Raw genomic sequence first — 26,950 nt, 5'->3', positions numbered from 1 at the left:
TTCAGGCGGAAAAATCATCCTTCAGGAGGTGCCATCCTCATGTTCGAAATGACTGATTTTCCGATTAATACTATTTGCCCTAAATGACTGGACCACTGTGGGGCCGGAAACGGGCCGGAAAACACCGGGTCCAGCCGGTCGGAGCCGGATATGAGGAAGCCCCGGCTTCCAGTATTCATGCTGGTAGACGGGGCGAAATGCCTGGTGGTGATGGTGGCCAGGGCCGGGGTCGAACCGGCGACCTTCCGCTTTTCAGGCGGACGCTCGTACCAACTGAGCTACCTGGCCAGGATGCGCTTCCTGAGCGCATCGCCGTCAACACTGTACAGCACCACCGGAGGCGGGCTCGATGCGGTATTGACGCGAACGTGATGGCCGCCCCTTTCCGGCACCCAGCGGGCCGGTGCGGCGCCCACGGCCGCCGCCGCAAGGTGAGCTCAAGGGCTGCAATCGCTTTCGAAGGGCCGGTCGTGTTCGTCGGTGAGCGCGGGTAGCGTACATGGCACTCAACCCCCGAGGAGGTTTCTGTGACCCGACTCGCCGCCACGCCCCCTATGGGCTGGAATTCATGGGATGTGTTCGGGACCTCGGTGACCGAGGCCGAGACCCGCGCCAACGCCGAGTTCCTCGCCGAGCACATGGCCGGGCACGGCTGGGAGTACGTCGTCGTGGACATCCAGTGGTACGACCCCGCGGCCCGACCGGGAGGCTACAACTCGGGGGCCAAGCTGGTGCTCGACGAGTACGGGCTGCCCCAGCCGGCCCCGAACCGCTTCCCCTCGGCCGCCGGCGGCGCCGGGTTCGGACCGCTGGCCGACTACGTGCACTCGCTCGGCTTGAAGTTCGGGCTCCACATCCTCCGCGGCGTGCCGCGGCAGGCCGTCGCGGCCGACACGCCGATCAAGGGCAGCGAGTACTCGGCGGCGCAGATCCCCGACCGGGAGCGCATCGCCGGGTGGATCGACGACAACTGGGGCATCGACCACTCCCACCCCGGCGGCCAGGCCTATTACGACTCGCTGGTGCGCCAGTTCGCCGAATGGGGCGTCGACTACATCAAGGCCGACGACATGATCGCGCCGTACCGGGAGGACGAGGTCGAGGCGTTCGCGCACGCGGTCCAGCGGGCGGACCGCGACATCGTGCTCAGCCTCTCCCCGGGGGTGAACCTCTCGACCGACCACGCCGAGCATCTACAGGCCCATTCGCACCTGTGGCGGATCTCGGCGGACCTGTGGGACCGCTGGCGCGACGTGGACGCCCAGTTCGACCTCCTGCGCGAATGGGCCCCTTACGGCGGGCCGGGGCACTGGCCGGACGCGGACATGCTCCCCTTGGGGCGCATGGGCGTCCGAGCCGAGGTCGGCGAGCCGCGCGAGAGCCTGCTGACCCCGGACGAGCAGCGGACCATGCTGACCCTGTGGTGCATCGCCCGGTCGCCCCTCATGGTCGGCGCCGATCTGCCGGCCTCCAGCGCTGAAACGATCGAACTGCTGACGAACCCCGAGGTCCTGGCGGCCCAGTGCCATGAGGTGGGCGCCCGGGAGGTCTGGCGCGAGGGCAGGCAGGTGGCCTGGGCCTCCGAGGACGGGGCCTTCGCGGCGGTCTTCAACCGCGGCCCCGAGGTCGCGGAGCTCCAGCTGCCGTGGGCGGCGCTCGGGTTGGCGCGGCCCTGCGAGGTGCGGGACTGCTGGAGCCGTTCGGACATCGTGCCGGGCGATCATCTGCGCGTGAAGCTCCAGCCGCACAGTGCGGCCCTGTACCGCCTGTCGTAGTCGCGGTCCGGTCTTGTGGGTGCGGGCGCACCGGCTGGTTGCCGGTGCGCCCGCGTGTACCTCGCGAGGTGTCCTGGCAGGAGCCGCGCGCGGGTGCACCCGCACGCGGACTTCGGGGGCGGCCCCCGGGGATTCCCTCATGCACCGCCAGTCCCGCCAGGACCGAGCCGCCACTCCGCACTGCCACCACCACCGGCGAAGGAGACGTTTTTTATCCACCAACCATCACATGCCCGGTATCGGTTGCCAAGCATCGTTTTCCTGCCTGTGGATAACTTTGCGAGGATTAATTATTTTGCCTGGTCACTTGGGTGTGGATGGTTTTTTCTGGCCTGTCGGTGATGGCGGCGCGGCTGGTGAGCGGGACTCGGTTTCTTATTCGGTTCCGGACTGGGCCGCGGCCGATTCCGGGTCGGTCATCCATTGGACCAGTTGGATGACCACGCCGTTGGGGTCGGCGGTCTGGAAGTAGCGCTCGCCCCACGGCTCGGTCTCGATCGGGGTGGTGATCGCGACGCCTTCCCTCTGGACGCGCTCGTACTCGGCGTCGATGTCGTCCACGACGAAGGCGAGGAGGAGGCCGTCGGCGTGCCCCTTGGCGCTCTCGGGCTTGAAGGTCGACAGACCCGTCTTCAGGAAGATGACGTTGAAGCCGGCGTCCGGGCGCGAGAGGGCGACGAAGCCTTCAGCGGACATGTCCTCGGCGAAGCCGTAGTGGCGCTTGAGGAACTCGGCCGAGGCGGTCGGGTCGGCGACGTTGAGCGAGACGGCGGAAGCGGTGATGTGCATGAGCGGCTCCTTTTCTTTGTACGTTGTATATTGTACAACGTACGATGTACGCCGTACAACTTTGTGGGATAGGGTTTGCGCGTGAGTACCGCCACTGAGACGCCGAAGCCGCACCTGCTCGAACTGCTCTGGAGGGCTGCGCCGGAGACCGGCCGCGGCCCCCGCAAGGGGCTGACCGTGGACGAGGTGGTCGCGGCCGCGATCGGCCTCGCCGACGCCGAAGGGCTCGAAGCGGTCACCGTGCGCCGCCTGGCCCAGTCGCTCGGCAAGGCCCCCATGACGCTCTACACCTATGTGCCGGGGAAGGCCGAGCTCGTCGCGCTGATGCTCGACTCGCTGTTCGCCGGCATGGACCCGACTCCCGCGGCCGACCGGCCCTGGCGGGAGCGGCTGGCGGCGGTCGCCCGCGACAACTACGCCCTCTACCGGGCGCACCCCTGGGCCGCCGCGGCCTCGCCGAGCCGCCCGCCCCTCGGACCGGGCCAGTGCGCCAAGTACGAGCGCGAGCTGCGGGCCCTCGAAGGTCTCGGCCTCGACGACGTCGCGATGGACGACGCGCTCGCCTACCTGCTCGCGTTCGTCCGCACCGCCGCCCAGGACGCGGCCCAGTCCGAGGCCGAGCGCGCCTCCAGCGCCATGAGCGACCACGAGTGGTGGGAGGCCAACGGGCCCCTGCTCGCGAAGGTCCTCGACACCGAGCGCTTCCCCACCGCCGTCAGGGTCGGGCAGGCGGCCGGGGAGGCCCACGACGCGGCGTACGACGCCGAGCACGCCTTCGCGTTCGGGCTGGAGCGGACGCTCGACGGGTTGGGCGCGCTCATCCGGTCCTAGGCGTGATGTCCGGGGATGTTGTTCCGGTCGGTAGTGGCGGCATCCGAGTCCGCAAGTCGGTTCGGCCGCAAGGCGGCAGGCGTCGGCGCTCCGGATACCGGTGTCGTCTCCGGAGCGCCGACGCCGCGGCGATGCGGGCACGCGGACAGCCGCCGCGCCGCGGCGGCCGGTGGCCGGGCGGTTCGGCTCCGGTCGCTTTCAGACCCGGAGCGGTTCGTTCAGGCTGTCCGGGTTCCACCGGCGCCGTGCCGCGACGACCAGGGAGGACAGGGCGAGCGCGCCGATCAGGTAGGCCGCCAGGACGACCAGGGCCCTGACGACGTGGCCGCCGTCGCCGCCGCTGATGGTGACGCGGAGGGCGTCGACCACGTAGGTCATCGGCAGCAGCGGGTGGAGGAACTGGAAGAACCCCGGTGTGGTCTCCACCGGGTAGAGGCCGCCCGCGCTCGTCAGCTGCAGCATGAGGAGCACGACCAGGATCAGGCTCCCGGCGGTGCCGAACGCGAGTTTGCAGAGGTGGGCCATCGCCGAGAACGCGAGGATGACCAGGATCGAGAGTCCGACCGTGTCGAGCGCGTCCTTCGGGTCGAGTCCCAGGCCGAGTTCGACCGCGAGGTAGAGGACGAGGGCCGAGACCACGCCGAGGATCGCGCCGGGGAGCCAGCCGCCGAGGGCGATCGGGACGGAGCGCAGCGGTCCTGCCAGCGCCCGGCTGTTCACCGTACGCAGTACGAGGTAGGCCATGAGCCCGAAGACCCACAGTGCGATCGCGATGAAGAACGGGGCGAGGCCGCGCCCGTAGGTCCCGGCCGGGTTGAGGTTGTCCTCCGCGATGGCGACGGGGCTGCCGTAGGCCTCGGCGTTGCCGGCGTCTTCGGCGGGGTTGGTGCTGGGCACGGATTCGGCGGCGGTGGCGAGCGAGGCGGCGAGGGTCTCGGCGCCGTCGTGGAGGCCGGTGAGGCCGTCGGCGAGGTCGCCCGCGCCGGTCTGGGCGGTGGCGGCGGCGTCGGCGACCTGCCGGGCGCCGGTGGCGACGTCGGCCGCGCCGGTCTGGAGGGCGGTGAGGTCCTCGGAGGCCTGGTCGAGGGTGTCGGCGGAGGTGCCCTGGACGGTGGCGTCGGCGTCCTGGATGTCGGCGCCCGCCTGGTCGGCCTCGTCGATGAAGGCCTGGAGGCGCGCGCACGCGTCGGGGTCGGCGTCGGGGTCGTCGGCGCACAGGCCGGCGTAGGCGGCGTCGAGGTCGGTGCCGGCCCGGTCGGCGAGGTCGGCGGCCGCGGCGGCGCCGGTCTGGATGCGGGTCCAGTTGTCGGCGAGGGTCTGGACGACGGGCTGGGCGATGTCGACGGCCTGGTCGACGCCGTCGCTGACCTGGTCCGCGCCGTCGGCGACCTGCTCGGCGCCGGTGGCGAGGTCCCCGAGTCCGGTCTGGAGGTCGGCGGCGCCGGCCTGGGCGGTGGCGGCGCCGTCGGCGAGGTCGCCCGCGCCGGTCGAGGCGTCGGTGAGGCCCTGGTTGAGTTCGGTGAGGTCGCCGAAGATGCTCTTGGCGAAGGTGACGTAGACGGCGGTGTTGATCTGGTTGCGCAGTTCGGCCTCGACGGTGGAGGCCATGACGCCGGCGACGTAGCCGTTGGCGTCGTTGAGGTCGAACTCGACGGTGGCCTGTTCGGGGTCGGTGCCGGAGAGGCTGGCGAGGCGGGTCGAGAAGTCCTCGGGGACGGTGATGACCATGTAGTAGTCGCCGTCGCGCAGGCCCTGGCCCGCGGTGTCGGCGGAGGTGAACCGCCAGTCGAAGATACGGTCCTCCTTGAGCTGGTCGACGAGCTGGTCGCCGCCGTTGATGGCGGTGGCCTCGCCGTCGACGTCGACGGTGGCGCCGGCGTCCTCGTTGACGACGGCGACGGGCATGCGGTCGAGTTCGCCGTAGGGGTCCCAGGCGAACCAGAGGTAGAGGCCGCCGTAGACGAGCGGGATGAGGACGATGGCGACGAGGGCGGCGGTGCGGAGGGGGTGGCCGCGGAAGCGCCGCAGTTCGGCGGCGGCGAGTTGGAACGGGCTCATCGGGGGCCTCCGTTTCGGTCGTCCTCGCGGCGGTGGCGGCGGGGTGCGGCGTGGTCGCCGCGGCGGCGCGCGGGGGCCGCGGTCTCGTGCTGGCAGCGCAGGTCGACGACGGTGTCGGCGGGCGGGTCGGGTCGGGTGCAGGCGGCGATGACGAGCTGCCCGGCGTCGGCGACGGTGCGCAGGGCCTCGAAGACGCGTTCGGAGCCGGAGGTGTCGAGCCCGCTGTCGGTGTCGTCGACGACGACGGCGGGGGTGCGGCAGGCGGCGGCGCACGCGACGGCGAAGCGGACCTGGTCGATGCGGGGCAGGAAGCCGAAGGTGTCGCCGGTGTCGACGCCGACGGCGAGGCGGTCGAGCCAGGCGTGGACGTTGGCGCGGGTGGCGGCGCCTTTGGAGACGGCGATCGTCTCTTTGATGCAGGAGGCGACGGTGTGGTAGGGGTCGAAGCGGATCGGGGGTCCGGCCTGGGCGACGGTGAAGCGGCGGCGGATCTGGCCGGGGCGGGTCTGGCCGTCCACTTCGAGCGTGCCGCCGCGGAGGGGGAAGCGGCCGGACAGGGCGAGGAGGAGGGAGGAGCGGCCGTCGCCGCCGTCGCCGCAGACGGCGACGACCTGGCCGAGGCTCGCGGTGAGCGAGACGTCGGTGAAGATCGGCCCCTGGCGGCCGGCGGCGGTGAGTCCTCGGGCGCGGAGGAAGGGGCGGCCGTTGGGGTGGTCGAAGTCGGCGGTGTGGCCGTGGCGGTTCGGGACGGCGTCCGCGTCGGGCCGTTCGGCGCTGCGGGCGCTGTCGGTCGGAGCGCTGTCGTCCGGAGCACTGTCGTCCGGGGCGCTGTCGGCGGGCGCGGTGTCGGCGGCGGGGAGCGTCCGGGTCGCGTCGGGGCGGGGAGGGGACGGGGCCGCGTCGGCCGCGGGAAGGGCCCGGGTCGCGTCCCGGTCGGGCAGCGCCCGCCGCGGCTCCTGGGGGTCCGCCCCGGTGTCGCGCGGGGCGCCGCGGCGGTCCGGGGGCGGCTCGGAGGAGACTCCGGCCGTAGACGGGAGGCCGACACCGGGCGGTTCGGGATCGGCCCGCGACGGACCCGCCGCACCGTCGCCTCCGGACGTTTCGGGCGCTGGACCGGTCTCGTCGCTCCTGTCGCTCATGGGGACCATCCTCACAGGCCGATGCGCCCCGTTTCGGGCGTTTTCGCGGGTTGCTGACCGCGTCGATATTACCCACGAGTAACTTGTGGTCCGGAGGAGGCGGGCGCGCTGTGACCGGCGCGTCCCGCGCGCGGCCCTTACAGTTGAGGCATGTCGGAAACGCAACCCGCTAAACCCGCGGCCCCTCGCCGCGACCACTCGCGCATTCAGCACGGCGACACCGTGAACGACCCTTACTCCTGGCTCAAGGACCCCGAGGACCCCCAGACCCGGGACTACCTCAACGCCGAGAACGCCTACGCCGAATCGCGCACCGCCCACCTCGCGGGCCTGCGCAAGGCGATCTTCGGCGAGATCAAGGACCGCACCCAGGAGACCGACCTGTCCGTCCCCGTCAGGGACGGCGGCTGGTGGTACTACGGGCGCACCGAAGAGGGCAAGCAGTACGCGATCCAGTGCCGCCTCAAGGCCGCCGGGGACACGCCGCCCGAGATCGAGGCGGGCGCCGCCGTCGAGGGCGAGGAGGTCCTCGTCGACGGCAACGCCCTCGCCGAAGGGCACGACTTCTTCTCCCTGGGCATCTACGACGTCTCCCCCGACGGGAACCTCCTCGCCTTCGCCGTCAACTACTCCGGCGACGAGCGGTTCACCCTGCGGTTCAAGGACCTGCGCACCGGCGAGGTCTTCGCCGACGAGATCGCGGGCGTCTTCTACGGCGGCGCGTGGTCGGCCGACGGCTCGGTGTTCTTCTACACCAAGGTCGACGACGCCTGGCGCCCCCACCAGGTGTGGCGCCACGTCCTCGGCGAGACCGAGGACGTGCTCGTCTACCAGGAGGACGACGAGCGGTTCCGCACCGGCATCGGCCTGACCCGCTCCAAGGGCTACCTCGTGGTCTACTCGGGCTCCTCGACCACCACCGAGTACCGCTACCTCGACGCCGACGACCCCACGGGCGAGTTCACCGTCTTCGGGAACGGGCGCGAGCAGGGCGTCGAGGTCGTCATCGACCACCAGGGCGACCGGTTCTGGGTGCTGCACAACAAGGACGCGGAGAACTTCGCCCTCGGCTGGACCCCCGTCGAGGACACCACCCGCTTCCACGAGGTCATCCCGCACGACGAGGCCGTCCGACTCGAGTCCGTCGAGGCCTTCGCCGGCCACGCCGTCGTCTCACTGCGCCGCGCCGGCCTCCCCCGGGTCGCCCTGCTGGACGCGGAGGGCCGCCTCACCGAGATCGCCTTCGACGAGCCGCTCTACGACGTCGGCCTGGGCCAGAACCCCGACTACGACTCGCGCCAGCTGCGCATCGGCTACGGCTCGCTGGTGACCCCGCCGTCGGTCTACGACTACGACATCGACACCGCCGAGCTGCACCTGCGCAAGCGCACCGCCGTGCTCGGCGAGTTCGACCCGGCCGACTACGCCCAGTACCGGGAGTGGGCCACCGCCGCCGACGGCACCCGGATCCCGATCTCGATCGTCGCCAAGGCCGGCGTCGAACCCGACGGGACCGCGCCGTGCCTGCTGTACGGCTACGGCTCCTACGAGCACTCCATCGACCCGTACTTCTCCATCGCCCGCCTCAGCCTCCTCGACCGGGGCGTGGTCTTCGCGATCGCGCACGTCAGGGGCGGCGGCGAGATGGGCCGGCAGTGGTACGAGCAGGGCAAGCTCCTGCACAAGAAGCACACGTTCACCGACTTCGTGGACAGCGCGGACCACCTCGTCAAGGCGGGCTGGGCCGCCCCCGACCGGATCGTCGCCCGCGGCGGCTCGGCCGGCGGCCTCCTCATGGGCGCGGTCGCCAACCTCGCCCCCGAGCGGTTCGCCGGCATCCTCGCCGACGTGCCGTTCGTGGACGCGCTCAACACGATCCTCGACCCGACCATGCCGCTCACCGTCGGCGAGTGGGAGGAGTGGGGCAACCCGCTGGAGTCGGCGGAGGTCTACGAGTACATGAAGTCGTACTCGCCCTACGAGAACGTCACGAGCGTCCGCTACCCGTCCATCCTGGCGGTGACCAGCCTGAACGACATCCGGGTGGGCTTCCACGAGCCCGCCAAGTGGATCGCGAAGCTGCGCCACGAGAGCCCGGAGTCCGACGTGCTGCTCAAGACCGAGATGGAGGCCGGGCACGGCGGCCGCTCGGGCCGCTACGACGCCTGGGAGGAAGAGGCCTTCAACCTGGCGTGGGTGCTCGACAAGCTGGGCGCAGCCTAGATTGCCTGAAGCACAGCAGCTGGGCGCAGCCTCGACTGTCTGAAGCACAGCAGCTGGGCGCGGCCCGGGCCGCCTGAAGCACCACCGGGCCCGTCACCGCGAACGCGGGGACGGGCCCGGTGCCGTCCCTACCGGGGTTCCTCCTCGTCCTCGACGATCACCCGGCGCTGCTCGGCCGCGTCCGCCGGGTCGGCCTCGTCCGGGGCGACGCCCTCGTCCTCGGTCACGTTCTCCTCGGGGTCGCCCTCGTCCGGCGGGTCCGCCGAGTTCGCCAGATCGAACTCGGACAACTCGTCGGACTCGTCCGCCCATTCCTGGTGATAGTTCATATAACCCACCGTAGACGCGCCCGTGCCCGTGCGGCCTGCGAACCAACAGGTAGCCTGAGGAGGGCCTTCACACGGTCGTGGGCAATACTTCACCCCGACGCAACGGTTCGAGGCCATCAGACAGCGGCGTCTGAGCACCGCCCCCGGTCGGGGAGCATTCAACGACTTGTCTAAGGAGCAGGCAGCATGCCCATCGCAACACCCGAGGAATACAACGAGATGCTCGACCGGGCGAAGGCCGGCTCCTTCGCCTACCCGGCCATCAACGTGACCTCGACCCAGACGCTCAACGCCGCGCTGGCCGCGTTCGCCGAGGCCGAGTCCGACGGCATCGTCCAGGTCTCCACCGGCGGCGCCGAGTACCTCTCCGGCCCCACGATCAAGGACAAGGTCACCGGTGCGGTGGCCCTGGCCGCGGCCGCCCACGAGATCGCCAAGAACTACCCGGTCAAGGTCGCCCTCCACACCGACCACTGCCCGAAGAACCACCTCGACGGCTTCGTCCGCCCGCTGCTGGCCGTCTCCGAGGAGCGCGTCGCCCGCGGCGAGGAGCCCCTGTTCCAGTCGCACATGTGGGACGGCTCGGCCGTGCCGCTCGAGGAGAACCTCGAGATCGCCCAGGAGCTCCTGGCGCGCACCGCCAAGGCGAAGATCGTCCTCGAGGTCGAGATCGGCGTCGTCGGCGGCGAGGAGGACGGCGTCGAGGCCGAGATCAACGAGAAGCTCTACACCACCGTCGAGGACGCCCGCGCCACCGTCGCGGCCCTGGGCTCGGGCGAGAACGGCCGCTACATGGCCGCCCTGACCTTCGGCAACGTGCACGGCGTGTACAAGCCCGGCGGCGTGCACCTGCGCCCGGAGATCCTCAAGGAGATCCAGGACGAGCTCGGCAAGGAGCTCGGCAAGGACAAGCCGTTCGACCTGGTCTTCCACGGCGGCTCGGGCTCGACCGCGCAGGAGATCTCCGACGCGGTGGACTACGGCGTCATCAAGATGAACATCGACACCGACACGCAGTACGCGTTCACGCGTCCGATCGTCGACCACATCTTCAAGAACTACGACGGCGTGCTCAAGGTCGAGGGCGAGGTCGGCAACAAGAAGGCCTACGACCCGCGCGCCTACGGCAAGCTCGCCGAGGCCGGCATGGCCGCCCGCATCGTCGAGGCCTGCCAGCAGCTCCGCTCCGCGGGCAACAAGGTCAAGTAAGCGCCGCAAGGCGAACGAAGGGGCCCGGAGCAAAAGCTCCGGGCCCTGTCGTCTCCTCAGACCGTGATGACCGCGCATCCGGTCTTCGGGACTCCGCCGAACTTCCTGTCGGCGGTGAGCAATGGAATCCCCAGAGCCTCCGCAAGCGCGATGAACGCCGCATCGTACGGCCACATGTTCGCTCGCAGCTCCCAAATCCGGGGCAGGTACCACGTGTGGTCGTACCTTCGCAGATCGAGCTGCTCAAGGGTGGAGAGAGCCGCTTCGGCCTTGTCCTCGGAGAGTTTTCGACCGATGGTCATGCCGCGGAGGACCGACGTGAACTCGAGGTCGATCGCATGCGGTGCCGCGAGCGCCTCGCCCGTGACGGCTTCGCGGGCCTTCTCGGCCCGTTCGTCCTCGCCAATGAGCAAACTCGACCATCGCCGATGTGTCGATGACGATCACTCGCGCGCTGCCCGGCTCTCTTCGAGGGCGGCGACCACATCGTCGGCCGTGACACCGCTGCCCTTCGAGATTTCCCGCCCTCGGGCGATGGCCTCTTCAACACTGATGACTTGGGACGCACGCTCGAATATGCTCCTGAGATAGGCGTCGAAGGACTGATGCGAACGCTCTGCACGCTCGCGCAGTTTCGCCACGAGTGCGTCCGACAGGTCATGGACTTCTACGGTTGCCATAGAGCAATGCTAGGCGACCTGTCGTCGGATTTCATGTTTCGACGTGGCGTGTCGTCCGGTGCGGAATGCAATGGCAGCGGGCCCGGAACGTACGCTCCGGGCCCCTTCGTTCGCCTTGCGCTACTTGGCGAACCAGACGGCCGCGCCGCCCGGGAGGTTCCCGTTCTCGAGCGGGGCGCTCGCCAGGAGGACCTCGGTGTCGTACTCGGCTACCGGGACCGGCTCGTCGCCGAAGTTCACGACCGCGACGAAGGCCCCGTTGTCGAACGCGAAGGCGTTCTCGCCCGGGTCGGCCAGCCAGGTCAGGCCGGTGACCCCGGCGCGCAGCTCCTTGCGCAGGTTGATCGCCGCGCGGTAGAACTCGAGGGTCGAGCCCTCGGCGCCGTCCTCGGCCTCCACCGACAGGTCCGCCCAGTCCGCGGGCTGCGGCAGCCACGGCTCGCCCGCCGGGCCGAAGCCCAGCGAGGCGCCGTCCTTCGCCCACGGCAGCGGGACGCGGCAGCCGTCGCGGCCGATCTGCTCCCCGTTGGTGCGGAAGAACGTGGGGTCCTCGCGGACCTCGGCGGGCAGGTCGAGGACCTCGTTGAGCCCCAGCTCCTCGCCCTGGTAGACGTACACGACGCCCGGCAGCGACAGGAGCAGCTGCGTCGCGGCCTTGGCGCGGGCCAGGCCCTGGGCGCCGCCGCCGTAGCGGGTCACGTGGCGCTGCACGTCGTGGTTGGACAGCACCCACGTGCAGGGCGCGCCCACGCCCGCGTTGTTGGCGATCTCGGAGTCGATCGCCTTGCGGAAGTCGACCGCGCTGAACGGGGCCAGCACCAGGTCGAAGTTGAACGCCTGGTGGAGCTCGTCGGGGCGCAGGTAGAGCGAGCGGCGCTCGGCCGAGTCGGTCCAGGCCTCGGCCACGAAGATCCGGTCGCCCTCGTACTCCTCGATGATGGGGCGCCAGGTGCGGTAGATGTCGTGGACGCCGTCCTGGTCGAAGAACGGGGCCTGCGTGGTGCCGATCATCTCGATGGTGCCGTCGCCGCCGGTGTCGGGCAGGCCCTTGGCCTTGACCATGCCGTGGGCGACGTCGATGCGGAAGCCGTCGACGCCGCGGTCGAGCCAGAAGCGCAGGACCGACTTGAACTCCTCGTGGACCTCGGCGTTGTCCCAGTTCAGGTCCGGCTGGGTCGCGTCGAACAGGTGCAGGTACCACTGCTTGCCGTCGGGGGTCTGCGTCCAGGCCGGGCCGCCGAAGATCGACTGCCAGTTGTTCGGCGGGGTGTCCGGGGCCTGCGGGTCGACGTCGCGGAAGTGGTAGCGCTCTCGTTCGGGCGAGCCGGGGGCCGCGGCGAGGGCCGCCTGGAACCAGACGTGCTCGGAGGAGGTGTGGTTGGGGACCAGGTCGACGATGAGGCGGATGCCCGCTTCGTGGGCGGCCTCGAGCATCCGGTCGAAGTCGTCGAGGCCGCCGAAGCGCGGGTCGATGGCGCGGTAGTCGGACACGTCGTAGCCCGCGTCCTTCTGGGGCGAGGCGTAGAACGGCGACAGCCAGATGGCGTCGACGCCGAGCTTCGCGAGGTAGGGGATGCGGGAGCGGATGCCCTCCAGGTCCCCCATCCCGTCCCCGTTCGCGTCGGCGAAGGAGCGCGGGTACACCTGGTAGATGACCGCGTCGCGCCACCAGTGTTCACTCATCGGGCAGTTCCCTTTCAATCGCGGGGCGCCGCACCGGTGGAACCGCGTACGACGAGTTCGGGCCGGAACAGGTATTCCGACGAGGGGGTGGGCTGCCCGGCGATCTCGTCGAGCAGCGTCCGGGCGGCGGCGGTGGCGATGTCGCGCACCGGCTGCCGCACGGTCGTGAGCGGGGGGTTGGTGTGCGCGATGAGGGGGGAGTCGTCGTAGCCGACGACGGAGAAGTCCGCGGGGACGGCGAGGCCGCGCTCCTCGGCGGCGCGGATCGCGCCGAGGGCCATCATGTCCGAGCCGCAGACGACCGCGGTGGCGCCGCGGTCGATGAGGCGGGACGCGGCGGCGTGGCCGCCCTGCTCGCCGAAGAGGGTGAGCTCGATGAGCTCGGGGCCGACCTCCTGCATGGCGGCGCGGTAGCCGGCGATCTTGCGGCGCACCGGCCAGTAGCGGTCGGGGCCGGACACGAGGCCGATCTTCTCGTGGCCGAGTCCGGCGAGGTGCTCGACCGCGATGCGGGCGGCGACGGTGTCGTCGCAGGAGAAGGAGGCGGCTTCGACCCCCGCAGGGTGGCCGGTGACGAACGCGACCGGCAAGCGCTTGTCCTTGAGTTCCTGGTACCGCTCAGTGCTCGCGGCGGTGTCGGCGTGGAGCCCTGAGACGAAGATGATGCCGGCGACGGCCCTTTCACGGAGCATCTCCACGAACTCGTCCTCGGAGACCCCGCCGGGGGTCTGCGTGCAGAGCACCGGGGTGTACCCCGAACCGGCCAGGACGTTGGAGATCGTCTGCGCGTAGAGCGGGAAGATCGGGTTCTCCAGTTCGGGCACGACGAGGCCGATCAGGCCGATAGCGTGCTTGCGAAGTGCCTGGGGGCGTTCGTAGCCGAGCACGTCGAGGGCAGTGAGGACGGACTGTCGGGTCTGCTGACCGACCCCGGGCTTGTCGTTGAGCACCCGGGACACCGTTGCCTCACTGACCCCGGCCTGCCGGGCGATGTCAGAGAGTCGAAGCCGCATGATGACAGACTAGCCTATCTGAAAGTTGGCAACAGTTTGGTTGCAAGGCTTTCCTGATTCTGAAACATCTTGCTAATGTGTGGTGGAGTCGGGACGCGAGTCCCGGGCCGTCGGCCCCCGCCCCGGGGCCCCTCAATGAGGAGAGAAGAAGACATGCGTAGAAGGACCCTGGGTATCACCGCCGCCTCGGCCGCCGCTCTCGGCGCGGCCGCCGCCTGCGGTTCGGACGACGGCGGCGACTCGTCGAGCGAGGAGACGAGCGCGTTCTCCGGCGAGCTGGTCATCTGGGCCGACGAGACCCGCACTTCCGTCCTCAAGGAGTTCGTCAAGGACTTCGAGACCTCCGTCGGCGTGAAGGTCACCGTCGAGGAGCACGTGGAGACCCTCCGCGAGGACTTCCTCACCGCCGCCGAGCAGGGCCAGGGCCCCGACATCGTGGTGGGCGCGCACGACTGGTCCGGGCAGTTCGCCGCCGACGGCGTCATCTCCCCCGTCACCCTGGCCGACGACAAGAAGGCCGCCCTCAGCGAGGCCTCCGTCAAGGCCTTCACCGTCGACGGCAACGTCTACGGCGTCCCCTACGCGCTGGAGAACCTCGCCCTCATCCGCAACACCGACCTGGCCCCGACCGCCCCCGCCACCTTCGAGGAGCTCGTCACCGCCGGCGAGGCCGCGGGCACCGACGAGGTCCTCACCATGGAGGTCGGCGTCGACGGCAACGCCTACAGCGCCTACCCGCTGTTCTCCTCCATGGGCGGCTACCTGTTCAAGGACGACGGCACCGGCACCCTCGACCCGAACGACGTCGGCGTCGACTCCGAGGGCGGCATCGCCGCGTTCGAGAAGTTCGCCGAGCTCGGCGCCGCGGGCGTCCTCAAGACCACCTACGACGCCTCGAACGTGATCCCGTTCTTCGTCGACCAGAAGACCGCGTTCATGATCTCGGGCCCGTGGGCGCTCACCGACGTCCAGGGCGCGGGCCTCAACTACGAGGTCACCGCCATCCCCGGCTTCGAGGGCGAGGGCCCGGCCGCGCCGTTCCTCGGCGTCCAGGGCTTCTACGTCTCCGCGACCGCCGCGAACGCCGTCTTCGCCCAGGAGTTCGTCACCAACTACGTCCTCGCCGAGGACCTCCAGCTCAAGCTGGCCGAGGCCGGCGGGCGCCTCCCGGCGCTGACCGCCGCCGCCGAGACCTACTCCGAGGGCAACACCGACGTCCAGGGCTTCGCCGCCGCCGGCGAGGACGCCGTCCCGATGCCGAACATCCCCGCGATGAACGCCGTCTGGGAGCCCTTCGGCCGCGCGCAGGCCGACGCCGTCGACGGCGTCTCCACCGGTGAGGAAGCCGCCGCGACCGCCGCGCAGTCCATCCGCGACGCCGTCGCCGGCTCCTAGCGGCGCCCCCCGGTAAGCCTCGACGAGCGAAGGATCGCACTGTGCTCGACCAACGGCCCCAAGGCTCTGCGACCGCCGCGGGCCTGATCATCAAGATCGGCGTACTCGCGGTGGTCGCCGCGCTGGCCGTCTGGGCGGCGATGCCGCTCATCGCAGCCGAGGCCTGGTGGGGCCTGGCGCTGGAGGCGGCCGTGGTCGCCGTCGTCTTCTACGTCTACCTCCAGCGCCGGGCGATCCAGCTCAAGTACCTCGTCCCCGGCACCCTGCTGCTCATCGCCTTCCAGATCCTCCCGGTCGTGCTGACCATCGGCACCTCCTTCTCCAACTACGGCGACGGGCACCGCGTCGACAAGGAGCAGGCCACCGAGGCGATCATCGCCGCCGGGGTCCAGCAGACCCCCGGCGGCGCCACCTACCTCCTCGCGGTCGGCGAGTCCGCCGCCGGGGAGCTCACCCTCCTGCTCACCGACGAGGCCGACGGCTCCACCTGGGCCGGAACGGAAGAGGGCCTCACCGAGCTCGACGGGGCCACCGTCGACGCCACCGGCCGCGTCACCGCCGCCCCCGACTACACCGTGTGGACCCTCGCCGAACTGGGCGAGCGCCAGGGTGAACTCACCGAGCTCGCGGTCCCGACCGGGCCCGAGTCCGGCATCAAGGTCCAGGGCCTGTCCGCGTTCGAGGGCCACTCCACGCGCTCCTACGACGAGGGCTGCGACTGCATCACCGACACCGCCACGGGCACCGTCTGGCACGCCGACGACGAGACCGGCAGCTTCCTCACCGAGGACGGCCAGGCCGCGCTCGTGGGCTGGCGCGTGAACATCGGCGCGGACAACTACCTCGCCGTCCTCACCGACCCCGACATCCGCGGCCCCTTCCTCGGGATCTTCGCCTGGAACGTCATGTTCGCGGCCGGATCGGTCCTGCTCACGTTCGCGATCGGCCTCGGCACCGCCATGGCGCTCAACAAGCCCGACATGCGCGGCACCAAGGTCTACCGGACGATCATGATCCTGCCGTACGCCATGCCGTCCTTCGCGATGCTGCTGGTGTGGGCGCAGATGTTCAACCGCGACTTCGGCCTCGTCAACGACCTGTTCAACCTGAACGTGAACTGGTACGGCGGCACCTGGTCGGCGCGGGCGATGGTCCTCATCGCCAACACCTGGCTGGGCTGGCCCTACATGTTCCTCATCTCGCTCGGCGCGCTCCAGGCCCTGCCCTCGGACTCGCTGGAGGCGGCCAGGATCGACGGGGCCACCGGGGTGACCGCGTTCCGCAAGATCACGCTGCCGCTGCTCCTGATCGCGCTGACGCCGCTGCTGATCTCCTCGTTCGCGTTCAACTTCAACAACTTCAACGCGATCGAGCTGCTCTCGGGCGGCCATCCGTTCGGGGCCGGGGACGCGGTCGGCGGCACCGACCTCTTGATCACCTACGCGTTCCGGCAGGCCTTCGGGTCCTCCAGCGCCGACTACGGCTTCGCGAGCGCCATCAGCGTGTTCATCTTCCTGATCGTCGCCACGATCTCGGCGGTCATGTTCCGCTTCACCCGCAACCAGGAGGACGTGTACGCATGACGGTTCCCGTGAAGCGCCCCGGCAGGCACCCGTTCGCGAAGTGGGCCGGCGACACCGGCTGGCGCCACCTCGTCGCCCTCGCCGTGCTCGCGTTCGGGCTCGTCCCGATCGTGTACGTGATCTCGGCGGCGTTCAACCCGAACGGGACGCTGTCCTCGACGAGCCTGCTGCCGACCGGATTCAGCCTGAGCAACTTCGAGAAGCTGTTCACCGAGCCGAACGTGCCGTTCGGGCAGTGGTTCCTCAACTCGCTGGTGATCGCGGTCCCGGCCGCGTTCATCTCGATCTTCATCTCCTCGCTCGCGGCGTACGCGTTCAGCCGGTTCCGTTTCAAGGGCCGCCGCCCGATGCTGCTGTTCCTGCTGCTGATCCAGATGTTCCCGGCGTTCCTGGCCGTGGTGGCGCTGTACCTGATCTTCGGCACCATCGGCGACTTCTACCCGGTAGCGGGCCTGAACACGAAGCTGGGCCTGATGCTGGTGTACATGGGCGGGGCGCTGGGCGTCTCGACGTGGCTGATGAAGGGCTTCTTCGACACGATCCCGAAGGAGCTCGACGAGGCGGCGACCATCGACGGCGCCGGCCACGCGCAGATCTTCTTCGGGATGGTCCTGCCGCTGGCGGCCCCGATCATCGCGATCTCGGGGATCCTGGCGTTCGTGGGGACGATGAACGACTTCATCCTGGCGAGCCTGTTCCTGACCGACCGGCCGGAGATGACGCTCGCGGTGGGGCTGAAGACGCTGACGGCGGAGAACTCCCCGGCGAGCTACTTCGGGATCTTCGCGGCCGGGACGCTCCTGACCTCGGTGCTCACCGTCGCGGTGTTCATGAGCCTCCAGCGCTACATCGTCTCGGGGCTGACCGGAGGCGCCGTGAAGGGCTGAGTACGAGAGCCTGCTGCTCGACACGGTATGCCTGCCCCGCAAGGGCAGGCGCCGGGGCCCGGGCCCTGCGGTGCGGGTCGGCGGGCGCACCAGGCCCTCACGGCGGGGGTGCAGAGGAGGACGATGACCGCGATCGACGCGGCCGCGCAGACGGCCGCGCAGACGCGGAGCGGGCCGAAGTCGTAGCTCTGGACGACCCCGTAGCCGCCGTCCACCCATATGAACAGCGTCGGCGCCCAGGCGGCGACGGCGAGCGCCTCGACCGCGATGGTGACGGCCCTTCCGGCCGCGGAGCCCTTGTGGAGGCGCCATGCGAGCACGCAGCGCGGCAGGATCCAGACGGCGGGGTGCCAGAAGCCGAGCCGCAGGACGTCTCGCGTGTACTGCGGGATCTCGATGTTCTTCCCGTCGGCCTCGGCCCAGTCGAGCCCGAAGAGGGTGAGCCCGCCGAGCGCCCCGGTGACCATGTCGAAGGCGATCGCGCCCAGCATCGCGGCCGTGGCGGCGATGACCGCCGGAGGTTTCCGGGAGGGTCTGGTCCGGGCGGGAGCGGTCGTCATGCCGGACACCGTAAGGGGGCGCGGCAACGCCGGACGTCCCTAGGACCAGTGCGGGGGGCGTTCGGCCAGGAGGTCGAGGTCGCGGGCCGAGAGCCCGGAGCGGGCGGGGCGCTCGGGGACCGCCTCGCCCCAGCCGCGGTCGGTGTCGTCGGAGGTCTGGTCCGGGAGCACCGAGAAGTCCTCGTCGAGTTCGACGGAACGGTCGTCGTCGGAGACTGCCATGCCCCGACTTTACGTCAGGGGCGCCCCGCCGCGGCAACGACGAGACCCTGAACACCTGGCGAACAGGCGTCCAGGGCCGGGAAGGCGCTACTCGGCGACGCCGACGAGCTCGTAGCCGGCCTCGTCGACGGCCTCGCGGACCGCGTCCTGGGAGAGCGCGGCCCCGCTCTTGACGGTGACCCTGCCGGTGTCCAGGGCCACGTCGACGCCCTCGACCCCGGGGAGGGCGGTGAGCTCCTGGGTGACGCTGCCGGCGCAGTGCCCGCAGGTCATGCCTTTGACGACGTACACGGTTTCCATGTCGACTCCTGTCGGTCAGGTTCTGAGCAGGCGGGCCACCGCGTCCGAGGCCTCCTTGACCTTGGCCTGCGCGGCGGCCTCGTCGCCGGAGGTCTGGGCCTCGGCGACGCAGTGGGCCAGGTGGCCCTCGAGGAGGTTGAGCGCCACGGCCTGGAGTCCTTTGGTGGACGCCGAGATCTGGGTGAGGATGTCGATGCAGTACTCGTCCTCGTCGACCATCCGCTGGATGCCGCGGATCTGGCCCTCGATGCGCTTGAGGCGGCGGGTGAGCGCGGCCTTGTCGCCGTGGTACCAGTAGTGCCGGGCCTCGCCGGTGTCGCCGTGCGCCGACCCGCAGTCGGTCTGATCGCTCGCCATGTCGCTTCCCTCCGGTCGTCAGTGTATACCCCTCAGGGGTATCCCGGCAACTGCTTGTCAGCCCCGAGCAGCGGCCCGTAGTATTCCGTGCCATTGTGCGAGAAATTCTCCCCCCGCCCTTGTCAAGGCGGAGAAGGCCCCTCTAACGTGAACCCGTCGCGTCGGAAACTCGGGTGCACCCCGCATCCGCCGCGCGGCACCGCCGAGTCGGCCGGGGACCCCCCGGGCCGAACCGGGGAACCAGCAGTCGGCGCCCTCAGGGCCGACGGGGTGAATCGCGTCCGCGGGCGCGTAGGGCGACCCTTCCTTCCGCCCGAACCCGACAGCTAACCCGGTAGGCGGCCAGAGGAAGGAGCACCTCCCTTGGTGCGTACCCGGCGTATCGCCGCCGCCGTCGCGGCCGCCGCACTGCTGCCCGTCTCGGCCTCGCTGCTCACGGCCTCGCAGGCGTCCGCGCAGACGAGCGAGGAGATCCAGGCGGAGATCGACGACCGCCACTCCGATCTCGAGAAGGTCATCGAGGACTACAACGCCAAGCGCGAGGAGCTCGACGACGCCAACGCGCTCATCGCCGAGATCGAGGCGGAGCTGCCCTCGCTCGAGGCCGCCTCCGCGGAGGCCACCGAGGCGCTCGCCGACTTCGCGGCCACCGCCTACACCGGCGGCGACTTCGCGATGGTCAACTCGGTCCTGTCCGGCGACGCCACCGACTTCGCCGACCGCCTCATGTACCTCGAGAACCTGAGCTCGGCCGAGAACGAGGTCCTGGCGGCCAACCTCGCCCGCGTCGAGGAGCTCCAGACCCGCCGGACCGAGCTCGAGGCGCTCCAGCAGAGCGCCGACGACATCCTCGCGGACATCGAGGAGCAGCAGGAGGAGATCGAGGACGAGATCGCGGCGCTCGAAGACGAGTACGCGGACGCGTACGCCGAGGAGAACCCCCCGACCTACGGCGGCGGCGACTACTCCGGCTCCTCCGGCGTGGTGGAGTTCGCGTACAACCAGCTCGGCGACCCGTACGTGTACGGCTCCTCCGGCCCGGACTCGTGGGACTGCTCGGGCCTGACGCAGGGCGCGTGGGGCGCGGTGGGCGTCAGCCTCTCGCACAACACCCAGATGCAGTGGAACGAGACGGCGCGGATCTCCCGCGACGAGCTCCAGGAGGGCGACCTCGTGTTCTACAACGGACTGAGCCACGTCGCGATCTACATCGGCGACAACCAGATCATCCACGCCCCCAACTCGACGACCGTGGTCAAGATCGCCGACATCGGCATCATGTCCATCGACGGCTACGGGCGTCCCTAGGCCGCATCCACCCGGTCGCGGCCGGGCCTCAGGGGCCCGGCGCAACGACTCCCCGGCGACGGGGCGGGCGCTCCCATATTGCTGACCCTGCTGCTGACCCCGCAATAAGCCAGCGCCGCCGCCGGGGCCCCCATCGTAAGGAAACCCTCGCGGGTGCTCCCGCGAGGGTTTCCCCCGTCCTGCGCCGGGCTACTCGGCGGGGTGCCCCCGGTGCTCCCAGGCGAAGCGCTTGCGCGAGCCGGTGCCGCCGCGCTGCCAAGGCGCGGGCCCTTCGAGGGGGCGGTACCAGATCCCCATGGCGTGCAGCCGCTCCAGGTGGTCGCCGAGGCGGTCCATGACCGGGTTGGCCTCGCGCACGTCCACGTTCGTCCAGCCGACCTCGGCGAGCACCGACAGGCGCGGGAACGCCGAGTACTCGACGTCCCGCGGGTTCGGCAGGTACTCCGACCACAGCTGGCACTGCACGCCGAGGATCATCGACTCGTCGACGCCCTGCGGGACGGGGTCCCAGCCGGCGACCCGCTCGACCGGGACCAGGCCGTGGATGCGCAGGGGCTCGTCCTCGCCGTCGGACTGGTAGTGGTCGTAGTAGGCGTAGGGCTCGGGCGAGGCGACGACCTGGTGGCCCGCGGCGACGGCCTTCTTGACGTAGGCCTCGTTGCGCCACACGTGGACCGCGGCCTCGGCGGGCGCCCCGCCGTCGAGGATCTCGTCCCAGCCGATGACGCGCTTGCCCATCGCGGTGAGGCGGTCGCAGAAGGCCTTGGTGAACCAGGCCTGGACGCCGCGCACGTCCTCCATGCCCTCCCGCTCCATGAGCTCCCGCGCGACCGGGGACTGCTCCCACTGGGTCATCGGGACCTCGTCGCCGCCGATGTGGACGAACGGGCCCTCGAAGAACTCGGCGATCGCCGTGTACGCCTCGAGCGCGAAGTCGAGCGCCTCCGGGGTCGGCTCCAGGACCTCCTCGAACACGCCGAACGTGGGCGACACCGGCTGGTCCTGGCCCGCCCCGAGCTCGGGGTAGGCGGCCAGGACCGCCCGGGCGTGCCCGGGGAGGTTCACCTCGGGGACGATGAGGATGTGGCGCTCGCGCGCGTAGGAGGCGATCTCGCGCAGGTCCGAGACCGAGAAGAACCCGCCGTGCGGGGTCCCGTCGTACCCCTCGGACTCGTCGCGGGCGTGGCCGACCTTCGTCTCGGCGCGCCAGGAGGCGATCTCGGCGAGCTTCGGGCGCGAGGGCACCTCGAAGCGCCAGCCCTGGTCGTCGGTCAGGTGCAGGTGGACGACGTTGAGCCGGTGCATCCAGGCCCGGTCGATCATCTTGAGGACGAAGTCCTTGGGCTGGAAGTGGCGGACCACGTCGAGCATGACGCCACGCCAGCGCAGGCGCGGCTCGTCGCGGATCGACACGAGCGGCACGACCGGCGCGGCGGCGGGGGCCTCGCGGAGGGCGTCGGGCGGCAGGAGCTGGCGGAGGGTGGCGAGGCCGCGGGCGATCCCCGCGGGGTGGGCGGCGGCGAGGTCGACGCCGCCGGGGGTGACGTCGAGGCGGTAGGCCTCGGCGGCGGTGGTGAGGTCCGCGGGCCGGTCGCCGTCCAGGCGCAGGCGCAGGACGGGGCCGTCGGCGGGGCCGGTCACCGCCAGGCGCAGTCCGGTGCCCCGGTTGAGGAGGTCGGACAGGAGCCAGGCGAGGGGATGCAGCTCCGGGTCGGCGGCGATGGCGTCGAGGGTGCTCAGGTCGAGGTCGCCGTCGGCGGCGGTGAGCTGCTGCGGTTGCGGGATCAGCGAGATGCGGCGCTGCATAGTGCGGGGGCTCCTGTGGTCGGTGTTGCGGAGGGTCGGGCCGCGGCGGTGAACCGCTTGCCGTGGTCGGCCTCGCGGTCCGCGGGTGCGGGCCGCTCCGGGGTGTGCGGAGGGCGACGAGCCGCCCCCACCGAATTAGTTCAGTTTATTTATAATATAGGGCCGCGCCGCGGTCGGCCAGTGCCGAGCACGGATTCGAACGATTCCGTCACTCGCACGGCCGACCGCGGCGCGGTGTGCCGATCTGCCTCGGGGGGGGCGTCCGGGAATCCCCTAGCGGATCACCGGGAGCTGCTGGGTCCGGTCGGCGTCGGAGCCGTCCCGCTGCCGGTTGATCGGCACCGGCGCGGACTCGGAGGCGAAGACCCCGCTCGCGGACGGCGAGTCGAACCCGCTGCCGGTCGAGGGGAACACCAGGTCGCTCGGCGGCTGCGAGATCGTCGGCTCGTCCTCCTTGGCGAGCAGGCCCAACTGGCGGCGCAGGTCGGTGAGGTTCGAACCGGCGCTGTCGCGCTGGCGCGACAGCGCCTCGACCTCCTCGGCGAGCGGCTGGACGCGCTCGGCGGCGCGCTCCTCGGCGGCGCGGCGCAGCCGCTCGGCCTCCTTCACCGACTCGGCCGTGACCGCCTTGGCCTGCTCGGCGGCCCGGTTCACGGCGTCCCGGGCGTGCTGCTCGGCCTCCTCGCGGCGCTCCAGGCCCCGGTTCTCGGCGCTGCGGGCGCGCTCCTCGGCGAGCGCCAGGCGGTCCTCGGCCTCGGCGACGATCCGCTGCGCGGTGGCGATCGCCTGCTGGTGGCGGTCGGCCTCCTCCTTCTGGGCCCGCTCGCGCCGGTCGGCCTCGGCGAGGGCGAGCTCCTGGGTGCGCCGCTTGCGGTGCTCGGCGGCCTCGGCCAGGAGGCGCCCGGCGGCGCCCCGCTGCTCGTCGGCCTCGCGCGAGGCGAGCGCCCGCAGCTCGGTGACCTCGCGCTCGGCGGTGGCCCGCAGGACGGCAATCTCGCGCTCGGCCTGCGAACGGGTCTTCTCGGCCTCGGTCCGGGACTGCCCCGCGGCGGTCTGGACCTCGCGCTGGGCGTCCGCGATGGCCAGGTCGTGGTTGCGGCGGGCGTTCTCGCGCAGCTCGGTGGTCTCGTTGACCGCGCGGCCGCGGATCTCGGTGACGTCCTGCTCGGTGGTCGCGGCGGTCTCGGCGGCCTCGGCGTGGGCCGAGCGGATCATCGTCTCGGCCTCGACGCGGGCCTCCCCGATCATGGCCGCGGCCTGGCGCTTGGCCTCGGCCTTCTGGACTCCCGCGTCGTGCTCGGCGGCGCGCAGGATCTTCTCGACGCGGGAGCCGAGCCCCGCCAGGGTCGGCTGCTCGGCCTCGGCGATCTGGGTGGCTCGGTCGGCCACGTGCCGCTCCAGCGCGCCGATGCGCTCCTCCGCGCGGCGCAGCTGCTGCTCGGCCGCGTCCAGCGCGCGCTGGGCCTCGTCGCGCTGCTGCTCGTGGGACTTGATGTTCTGGTACAGCCGGGAGGCGAACTCATCGACCTGGTGGCGGTCGTAGCCGCGCATCGAGACGGCGAATTCGGGCCCGGATTCCTCGAAGAATTTCGACATGGTCTTCCAGAGTCACAGGAAACGGTTGATGAATCATGATCACGCCTGTAGACCCCGAAATCGGCGACGAACACGCCCGGACCGCGTGTCGTCGCGATTTCGTCCAGCGCGGCGCAGGACCGGCCCTGCGCCGCGCGGCTACCCCTGCGCCCGGTCGGTCTCGTCCTCGAAGTCGCCCATGATCTCCTCGAGGAGGTCCTCCATGGCGACCAGGCCCGTGACCTCGCGGTCGGGACCGGTCACGAGGGCGAGCTGGGCCCGCTGGCGCCGCATGAGCGCCACCGCGGCCGCCACGGTCGTGTCGGCCGTGACCAGTAGCGGGGCCGCGGCCAGGTCGGTGATCGGGACGTCCGGCCCGGCCTGGACGGCCTCGCGGACGTGGACCAGCCCGACCGGCCGCTCCTCCCCGTCCACCACGACCAGGCGGGAGCGGCCCGTGGCGCGGCTGCGCTCCTCGGCGAGGGCGGCGGTGGCGTCGTCCGGGATCGTGACGACCGCGTCCCACGGGATCGCGACCTCCCCGACGCCGCGGCGCTGCACCTCGATGGCGTGCGTGAGCATCTGGTGCTCCGGCTCGCCGAGCATCCCGGCCTCGGCCGAGGACCGCAGCAGGTAGCGCAGCTCCTCGGGCGAGTGGGCCTGGGCCTTCTCGTCGGCCGGCTCCACCTTGAACAGCCGCAGCATGGCGTTGGCGCCGTGGTTGAGCCCCAGCAGGATCGGCCTGGTCACCCACACGTAGGCGGTGAACGGCCAGATGAGCGCCATCGCCGAGGCCTCGGGGTGGGTGATGGCCCAGGACTTGGGCATCATCTCCCCCACGACCATGTGGAGGAACACCACGACCAGCAGGGCGACGGCGAACGCGATCGGGTGCGCGGCCGCCTCCAGGCCGAGGTGCTCCAGCGGGACCTCGATGGCGTGCGCCAGGGCCGGCTCGGCCAGCGCGCCGAGGCCGACGGTGCACGCGGTGATGCCCAGCTGGGCGCCCGCGAGCATGAGGGAGAGGTTCCTGGTGCCGCGCAGGGCGGCCCGGGCGGCGGCGGAGCCGTCCTGCTCGAGCCGGTGCTGGCGCGAGGCGACGAGCGCGAACTCGGCGGCCACGAAGAACGCGTTGGCGGCCAGGAGGACCACGGAGATCAGCAGCGCGGGACCGGTGCTCACGCGTTCGCCTCCTCGGCCAGGGGGTGGAGCTCGATCGCCTGCGGCACATGGCGGGCGCACGAGACGACCACGAGCCGCACGCTGCGCGGGACGGGGTCCCCGCCGTCGTCCTCGTAGGCGGTCTCGTCGGCGAGGGCCACCTCGACGGTGTCGCCGGGGTGGGCGACGCGGCCGAGCTCGGCCATGACCAGGCCGGCGATGGTCTCGTAGTGCTCCCCTTCGGGCAGCTGGACGCCGGTGGCGTCGGCGACCTCGTCGACCCGCCAGCGGCCGGGGATGAGCCAGGCGCCGCCGGCGAGGGCGACCGGGACGGCCTCGAAGCGGTCCTGCTCGTCGCGGATCTCGCCGACGAGCTCCTCGGCGAGGTCCTCGAGGGTGACGATCCCGGCGAAGCCGCCGAACTCGTCGACCACGCAGGCGAGCTGGCGGTGGCGCCCGCGCATCTGCTCCAAGAGCTGCGGCAGCGGCAGGGAGGCGGGCACGAGCATGGCCGGGTCGGCGATCTCGGCGAGGCGCACGGCGGCGCGCTCCGCGCGGGGCACGGCGATGATCTGGCCGATGCCCACCACGCCGCGCAGGTCGTCCACGTCGTCGCCGACGACCGGGAAGCGCGAGTGGCCCCCGGCGAGCGCCTCGACCGCGTCGGCCACGGTGTCCTCCGCGGACAGGGTGTGGACGTTGACGCGCGGGGTCATGGCCCGCTCGGCGGTCGTGACGGAGAAGTCGAGGCCGCGGTCGAGCAGCTCGGACAGCTCCTTCTCGAGCGCGCCCTCGTCGCGGGAGACGTCGATGATGCGGTGCAGGTCCTCGGGGGTGGCGTTGTGCTCGAGCTCCTCGACGGCCTGGATCCCGAGCAGCTTGAGGAGCCGCGTGGAGGCGGTGTCGAAGAACCGGATGATGGGGCCGCACACGGTGAGGTAGACGCGGGTGGGGGCGGCCAGGCCCAGCGCGAGGGCCTCGGTGCGGGCGATGGCGAGGTTCTTGGGGCCGAGCTCGCCGAGGATCATCTGGACGACGTTGGCGATCACGAAGGCCACGACCGTGCCGACCGCGGCCGAGACGACCGCGGGGACCCCGGCGAGGCCGAAGAGCTGCGCGAGGCCCTCGCCGAGGTAGGGCTCGGCGAAGAAGCCCACGAACAGGGCGGTGACGGTGATGCCCAGCTGCGCGCCCGAGAGCGCGAAGGACAGCTGGGAGCAGATCTGGAGCGCCCGGCGGGCCCGGGAGGCGCGCCTGGGGTCGGGCCCGGCGGCGAGGTCCTCGAGTTTGGACCGGTCGACGGCGGTGTACGCGAATTCGAGCGCCACGAAGAAGCCCGTGGCGGCGGTGACGGCCAGGATGATGACCAGCCCGATGGCTATGAGCAACGCTCACGCCTCCTTGCCGGCTCCGATCCGCGGAGCCCGCCGCTGCCGGGCCGGGGACTTCGGTGCCGTCGTCGTCTGCGTCGCATGGGATCGATCCTAACGAAACCGGCACCGATGGCAAGCGGTCGTCATTGCTCGCCCCGCCACAGCACGATGTCGGTCGTGCGGCCGAAGGGACCGGTCACGGCGTGGAGCTCGGCGAGCTGCGCGCGGACCCGCTGGAGCTCCTCGGCGAGCCCCTCGATGCGGGCGGCGGCCTCGGTGCGCACGGCCTGGACCTCGCGTTCGAGGTCCATGATGCGCTTGATCCCGGCGAGGTTGACGCCCTCGTCCTGGCTGAGCCGCTGGATCTCCCGCAGCCGCATGACGTCGCGGGCCGAGTAGCGGCGGCCGCCGCCGGGGGTGCGGGCGGGCTCGACGAGGCCGAGCCGGTCGTACTGGCGCAGGGTCTGCGGGTGCATCCCGGCCATCTCGGCGGCCGCGGAGATCGCGAGGATCTTGGCGTCGAAGTCGATCTCCTCGCCGCCGGGGACGCGCTGGCGGAAGGCGATCTCGATGCGCACCCGCGGGTTCCCGCCCATGTCGGGGCCGCGGCCCTGGGCGGGGCCGCCGGTGCGGTCCGAGGCGGTCACGGTTCCTCCCTGGTGCCTCTCCGGCCGCCCGCGGGCGGGGTCCCCGT

Annotated in this window: 25 protein-coding genes, 1 tRNA gene and 1 riboswitch; of the genes, 8 read left to right on the top strand and 18 right to left on the bottom strand. The window is 71.1% G+C overall.

What is annotated here, in order from left to right:
- Positions 1–211 precede the first annotated feature (211 nt).
- Positions 212–288, bottom strand: a tRNA-Phe gene (locus LO763_RS08415).
- 239 nt (positions 289–527) lie between these two features.
- Between LO763_RS08415 and LO763_RS08410 the strand changes: the two genes are divergently transcribed.
- Positions 528–1,775, top strand: a complete 1,248-nt coding sequence (locus tag LO763_RS08410) for a glycoside hydrolase family 27 protein (protein WP_230601526.1) — start codon at positions 528–530, stop codon at positions 1,773–1,775.
- 375 nt (positions 1,776–2,150) lie between these two features.
- On the opposite strand, the gene LO763_RS08405 is transcribed toward LO763_RS08410, so the two are convergent.
- Positions 2,151–2,564 carry a VOC family protein gene (locus LO763_RS08405; protein ID WP_230601525.1) on the bottom strand — a complete coding sequence of 138 codons (414 nt, stop codon included), beginning with the start codon at positions 2,562–2,564 and terminating at the stop codon, positions 2,151–2,153.
- Positions 2,565–2,645: 81 nt separating this feature from the next.
- On the opposite strand from LO763_RS08405, the gene LO763_RS08400 reads away from it, so the two are divergent.
- Entirely contained in the window at positions 2,646–3,395 is a 750-nt protein-coding gene (locus LO763_RS08400; RefSeq protein ID WP_230601524.1) for a TetR/AcrR family transcriptional regulator C-terminal domain-containing protein, read from the top strand.
- Positions 3,396–3,593: 198 nt separating this feature from the next.
- Here the strand turns inward: LO763_RS08400 and LO763_RS08395 are convergent, their stop codons facing one another.
- Positions 3,594–5,453, bottom strand: a complete 1,860-nt coding sequence (locus LO763_RS08395) for a YhgE/Pip family protein (protein ID WP_230601523.1) — start codon at positions 5,451–5,453, stop codon at positions 3,594–3,596.
- Positions 5,450–6,592, bottom strand: coding sequence for an ATP-binding cassette domain-containing protein (locus tag LO763_RS08390; protein WP_230601522.1), 1,143 nt, complete (start codon positions 6,590–6,592; stop codon positions 5,450–5,452). The genes LO763_RS08395 and LO763_RS08390 overlap by 4 nt, the downstream gene beginning before the upstream one ends.
- 150 nt (positions 6,593–6,742) lie before the next feature.
- Between LO763_RS08390 and LO763_RS08385 the strand changes: the two genes are divergently transcribed.
- Positions 6,743–8,815, top strand: a complete 2,073-nt coding sequence (locus tag LO763_RS08385; protein WP_255672008.1) for a S9 family peptidase — start codon at positions 6,743–6,745, stop codon at positions 8,813–8,815.
- 128 nt (positions 8,816–8,943) lie between these two features.
- Here LO763_RS08385 and LO763_RS08380 read toward each other — a convergent pair whose 3' ends face one another.
- Positions 8,944–9,144 (bottom strand): hypothetical protein, encoded by a 201-nt coding sequence (locus LO763_RS08380; RefSeq protein WP_230601520.1) that lies wholly within the window; start codon positions 9,142–9,144, stop codon positions 8,944–8,946.
- A 186-nt stretch (positions 9,145–9,330) separates the two neighbouring features.
- Between LO763_RS08380 and fbaA the strand changes: the two genes are divergently transcribed.
- Positions 9,331–10,353 (top strand): class II fructose-bisphosphate aldolase, encoded by a 1,023-nt coding sequence (gene fbaA / locus LO763_RS08375; RefSeq protein WP_230601519.1) that lies wholly within the window; start codon positions 9,331–9,333, stop codon positions 10,351–10,353.
- 56 nt (positions 10,354–10,409) lie between these two features.
- Here fbaA and LO763_RS08370 read toward each other — a convergent pair whose 3' ends face one another.
- The 4 genes from LO763_RS08370 to LO763_RS08355 form a co-directional block, all read right to left on the bottom strand.
- Complete coding sequence (locus LO763_RS08370; RefSeq protein ID WP_230601518.1) at positions 10,410–10,766, bottom strand: type II toxin-antitoxin system VapC family toxin; 357 nt, start codon at positions 10,764–10,766, stop codon at positions 10,410–10,412.
- Between the two features lie 30 nt (positions 10,767–10,796).
- The gene (locus tag LO763_RS08365) at positions 10,797–11,033 is read right to left on the bottom strand and encodes a FitA-like ribbon-helix-helix domain-containing protein (RefSeq protein WP_230601517.1); all 237 of its coding nucleotides are present in this window, start codon (positions 11,031–11,033) and stop codon (positions 10,797–10,799) included.
- A 120-nt stretch (positions 11,034–11,153) separates the two neighbouring features.
- The gene (locus tag LO763_RS08360) at positions 11,154–12,716 is read right to left on the bottom strand and encodes a glycoside hydrolase family 13 protein (protein WP_230601516.1); all 1,563 of its coding nucleotides are present in this window, start codon (positions 12,714–12,716) and stop codon (positions 11,154–11,156) included.
- A gap of 14 nt (positions 12,717–12,730) precedes the next feature.
- Entirely contained in the window at positions 12,731–13,729 is a 999-nt protein-coding gene (locus tag LO763_RS08355) for a LacI family DNA-binding transcriptional regulator (protein WP_230601515.1), read from the bottom strand.
- 153 nt (positions 13,730–13,882) lie between these two features.
- Here LO763_RS08355 and LO763_RS08350 point away from each other — a divergent pair, with 153 nt between their 5' ends.
- Genes LO763_RS08350 through LO763_RS08340 form a run of 3 tightly spaced genes read left to right on the top strand, consistent with a single transcriptional unit; the run spans position 13,883 to position 17,594 of the window.
- Positions 13,883–15,124 carry a sugar ABC transporter substrate-binding protein gene (locus LO763_RS08350; protein WP_230601514.1) on the top strand — a complete coding sequence of 414 codons (1,242 nt, stop codon included), beginning with the start codon at positions 13,883–13,885 and terminating at the stop codon, positions 15,122–15,124.
- A 41-nt stretch (positions 15,125–15,165) separates the two neighbouring features.
- Positions 15,166–16,707: an ABC transporter permease subunit gene (locus tag LO763_RS08345; protein ID WP_230601513.1), complete on the top strand. Its 1,542-nt coding sequence runs from the start codon at positions 15,166–15,168 to the stop codon at positions 16,705–16,707.
- On the top strand, positions 16,704–17,594 hold the full coding sequence (locus tag LO763_RS08340; RefSeq protein ID WP_230601512.1) for a sugar ABC transporter permease: 891 nt from the start codon (positions 16,704–16,706) through the stop codon (positions 17,592–17,594). Before LO763_RS08345 ends, LO763_RS08340 begins: the two co-directional genes overlap by 4 nt.
- Here the strand turns inward: LO763_RS08340 and LO763_RS08335 are convergent.
- The 4 genes from LO763_RS08335 to LO763_RS28820 all read right to left on the bottom strand — a co-directional run bounded on the left by LO763_RS08335 (position 17,552) and on the right by LO763_RS28820 (position 19,033).
- Positions 17,552–18,154, bottom strand: a complete 603-nt coding sequence (locus LO763_RS08335) for a hypothetical protein (RefSeq protein WP_230601511.1) — start codon at positions 18,152–18,154, stop codon at positions 17,552–17,554. The two genes, LO763_RS08340 and LO763_RS08335, sit on opposite strands and share 43 nt — an antisense overlap.
- 39 nt (positions 18,155–18,193) lie before the next feature.
- Positions 18,194–18,376, bottom strand: coding sequence for a hypothetical protein (locus LO763_RS08330; protein ID WP_230601510.1), 183 nt, complete (start codon positions 18,374–18,376; stop codon positions 18,194–18,196).
- A gap of 87 nt (positions 18,377–18,463) precedes the next feature.
- Positions 18,464–18,676, bottom strand: a complete 213-nt coding sequence (locus LO763_RS08325) for a heavy-metal-associated domain-containing protein (protein WP_230601509.1) — start codon at positions 18,674–18,676, stop codon at positions 18,464–18,466.
- Between the two features lie 15 nt (positions 18,677–18,691).
- Positions 18,692–19,033, bottom strand: a complete 342-nt coding sequence (locus LO763_RS28820) for a metal-sensitive transcriptional regulator (protein ID WP_255672006.1) — start codon at positions 19,031–19,033, stop codon at positions 18,692–18,694.
- A 190-nt stretch (positions 19,034–19,223) separates the two neighbouring features.
- A riboswitch (cyclic di-AMP (ydaO/yuaA leader) is annotated at positions 19,224–19,390 on the top strand.
- Between the two features lie 9 nt (positions 19,391–19,399).
- Here LO763_RS28820 and LO763_RS29675 point away from each other — a divergent pair.
- Positions 19,400–20,341, top strand: coding sequence for a C40 family peptidase (locus LO763_RS29675; protein ID WP_230601508.1), 942 nt, complete (start codon positions 19,400–19,402; stop codon positions 20,339–20,341).
- A gap of 189 nt (positions 20,342–20,530) precedes the next feature.
- On the opposite strand, the gene LO763_RS08310 is transcribed toward LO763_RS29675, so the two are convergent.
- The 5 genes from LO763_RS08310 to LO763_RS08290 all read right to left on the bottom strand — a co-directional run bounded on the left by LO763_RS08310 (position 20,531) and on the right by LO763_RS08290 (position 26,852).
- Positions 20,531–22,147 (bottom strand): beta-N-acetylhexosaminidase, encoded by a 1,617-nt coding sequence (locus LO763_RS08310; protein ID WP_230601507.1) that lies wholly within the window; start codon positions 22,145–22,147, stop codon positions 20,531–20,533.
- Between the two features lie 273 nt (positions 22,148–22,420).
- Complete coding sequence (locus LO763_RS08305) at positions 22,421–23,743, bottom strand: coiled-coil domain-containing protein (RefSeq protein WP_230601506.1); 1,323 nt, start codon at positions 23,741–23,743, stop codon at positions 22,421–22,423.
- A gap of 138 nt (positions 23,744–23,881) precedes the next feature.
- Complete coding sequence (locus LO763_RS08300; protein ID WP_230601505.1) at positions 23,882–24,904, bottom strand: hemolysin family protein; 1,023 nt, start codon at positions 24,902–24,904, stop codon at positions 23,882–23,884.
- Entirely contained in the window at positions 24,901–26,271 is a 1,371-nt protein-coding gene (locus tag LO763_RS08295; protein WP_230601504.1) for a hemolysin family protein, read from the bottom strand. The genes LO763_RS08300 and LO763_RS08295 overlap by 4 nt, the downstream gene beginning before the upstream one ends.
- A gap of 128 nt (positions 26,272–26,399) precedes the next feature.
- Positions 26,400–26,852: a heat shock protein transcriptional repressor HspR gene (locus LO763_RS08290; protein WP_304608808.1), complete on the bottom strand. Its 453-nt coding sequence runs from the start codon at positions 26,850–26,852 to the stop codon at positions 26,400–26,402.
- Positions 26,853–26,950: the final 98 nt, after the last annotated feature.

This window comes from Glycomyces amatae (assembly GCF_020991375.1).
GTDB classification, from domain to species: Bacteria; Actinomycetota; Actinomycetes; order Mycobacteriales; family Micromonosporaceae; genus Glycomyces; species Glycomyces amatae.
Note: the sequence above shows the minus strand (reverse complement) of the source record. Positions and strands in the feature narration are given on the sequence as shown.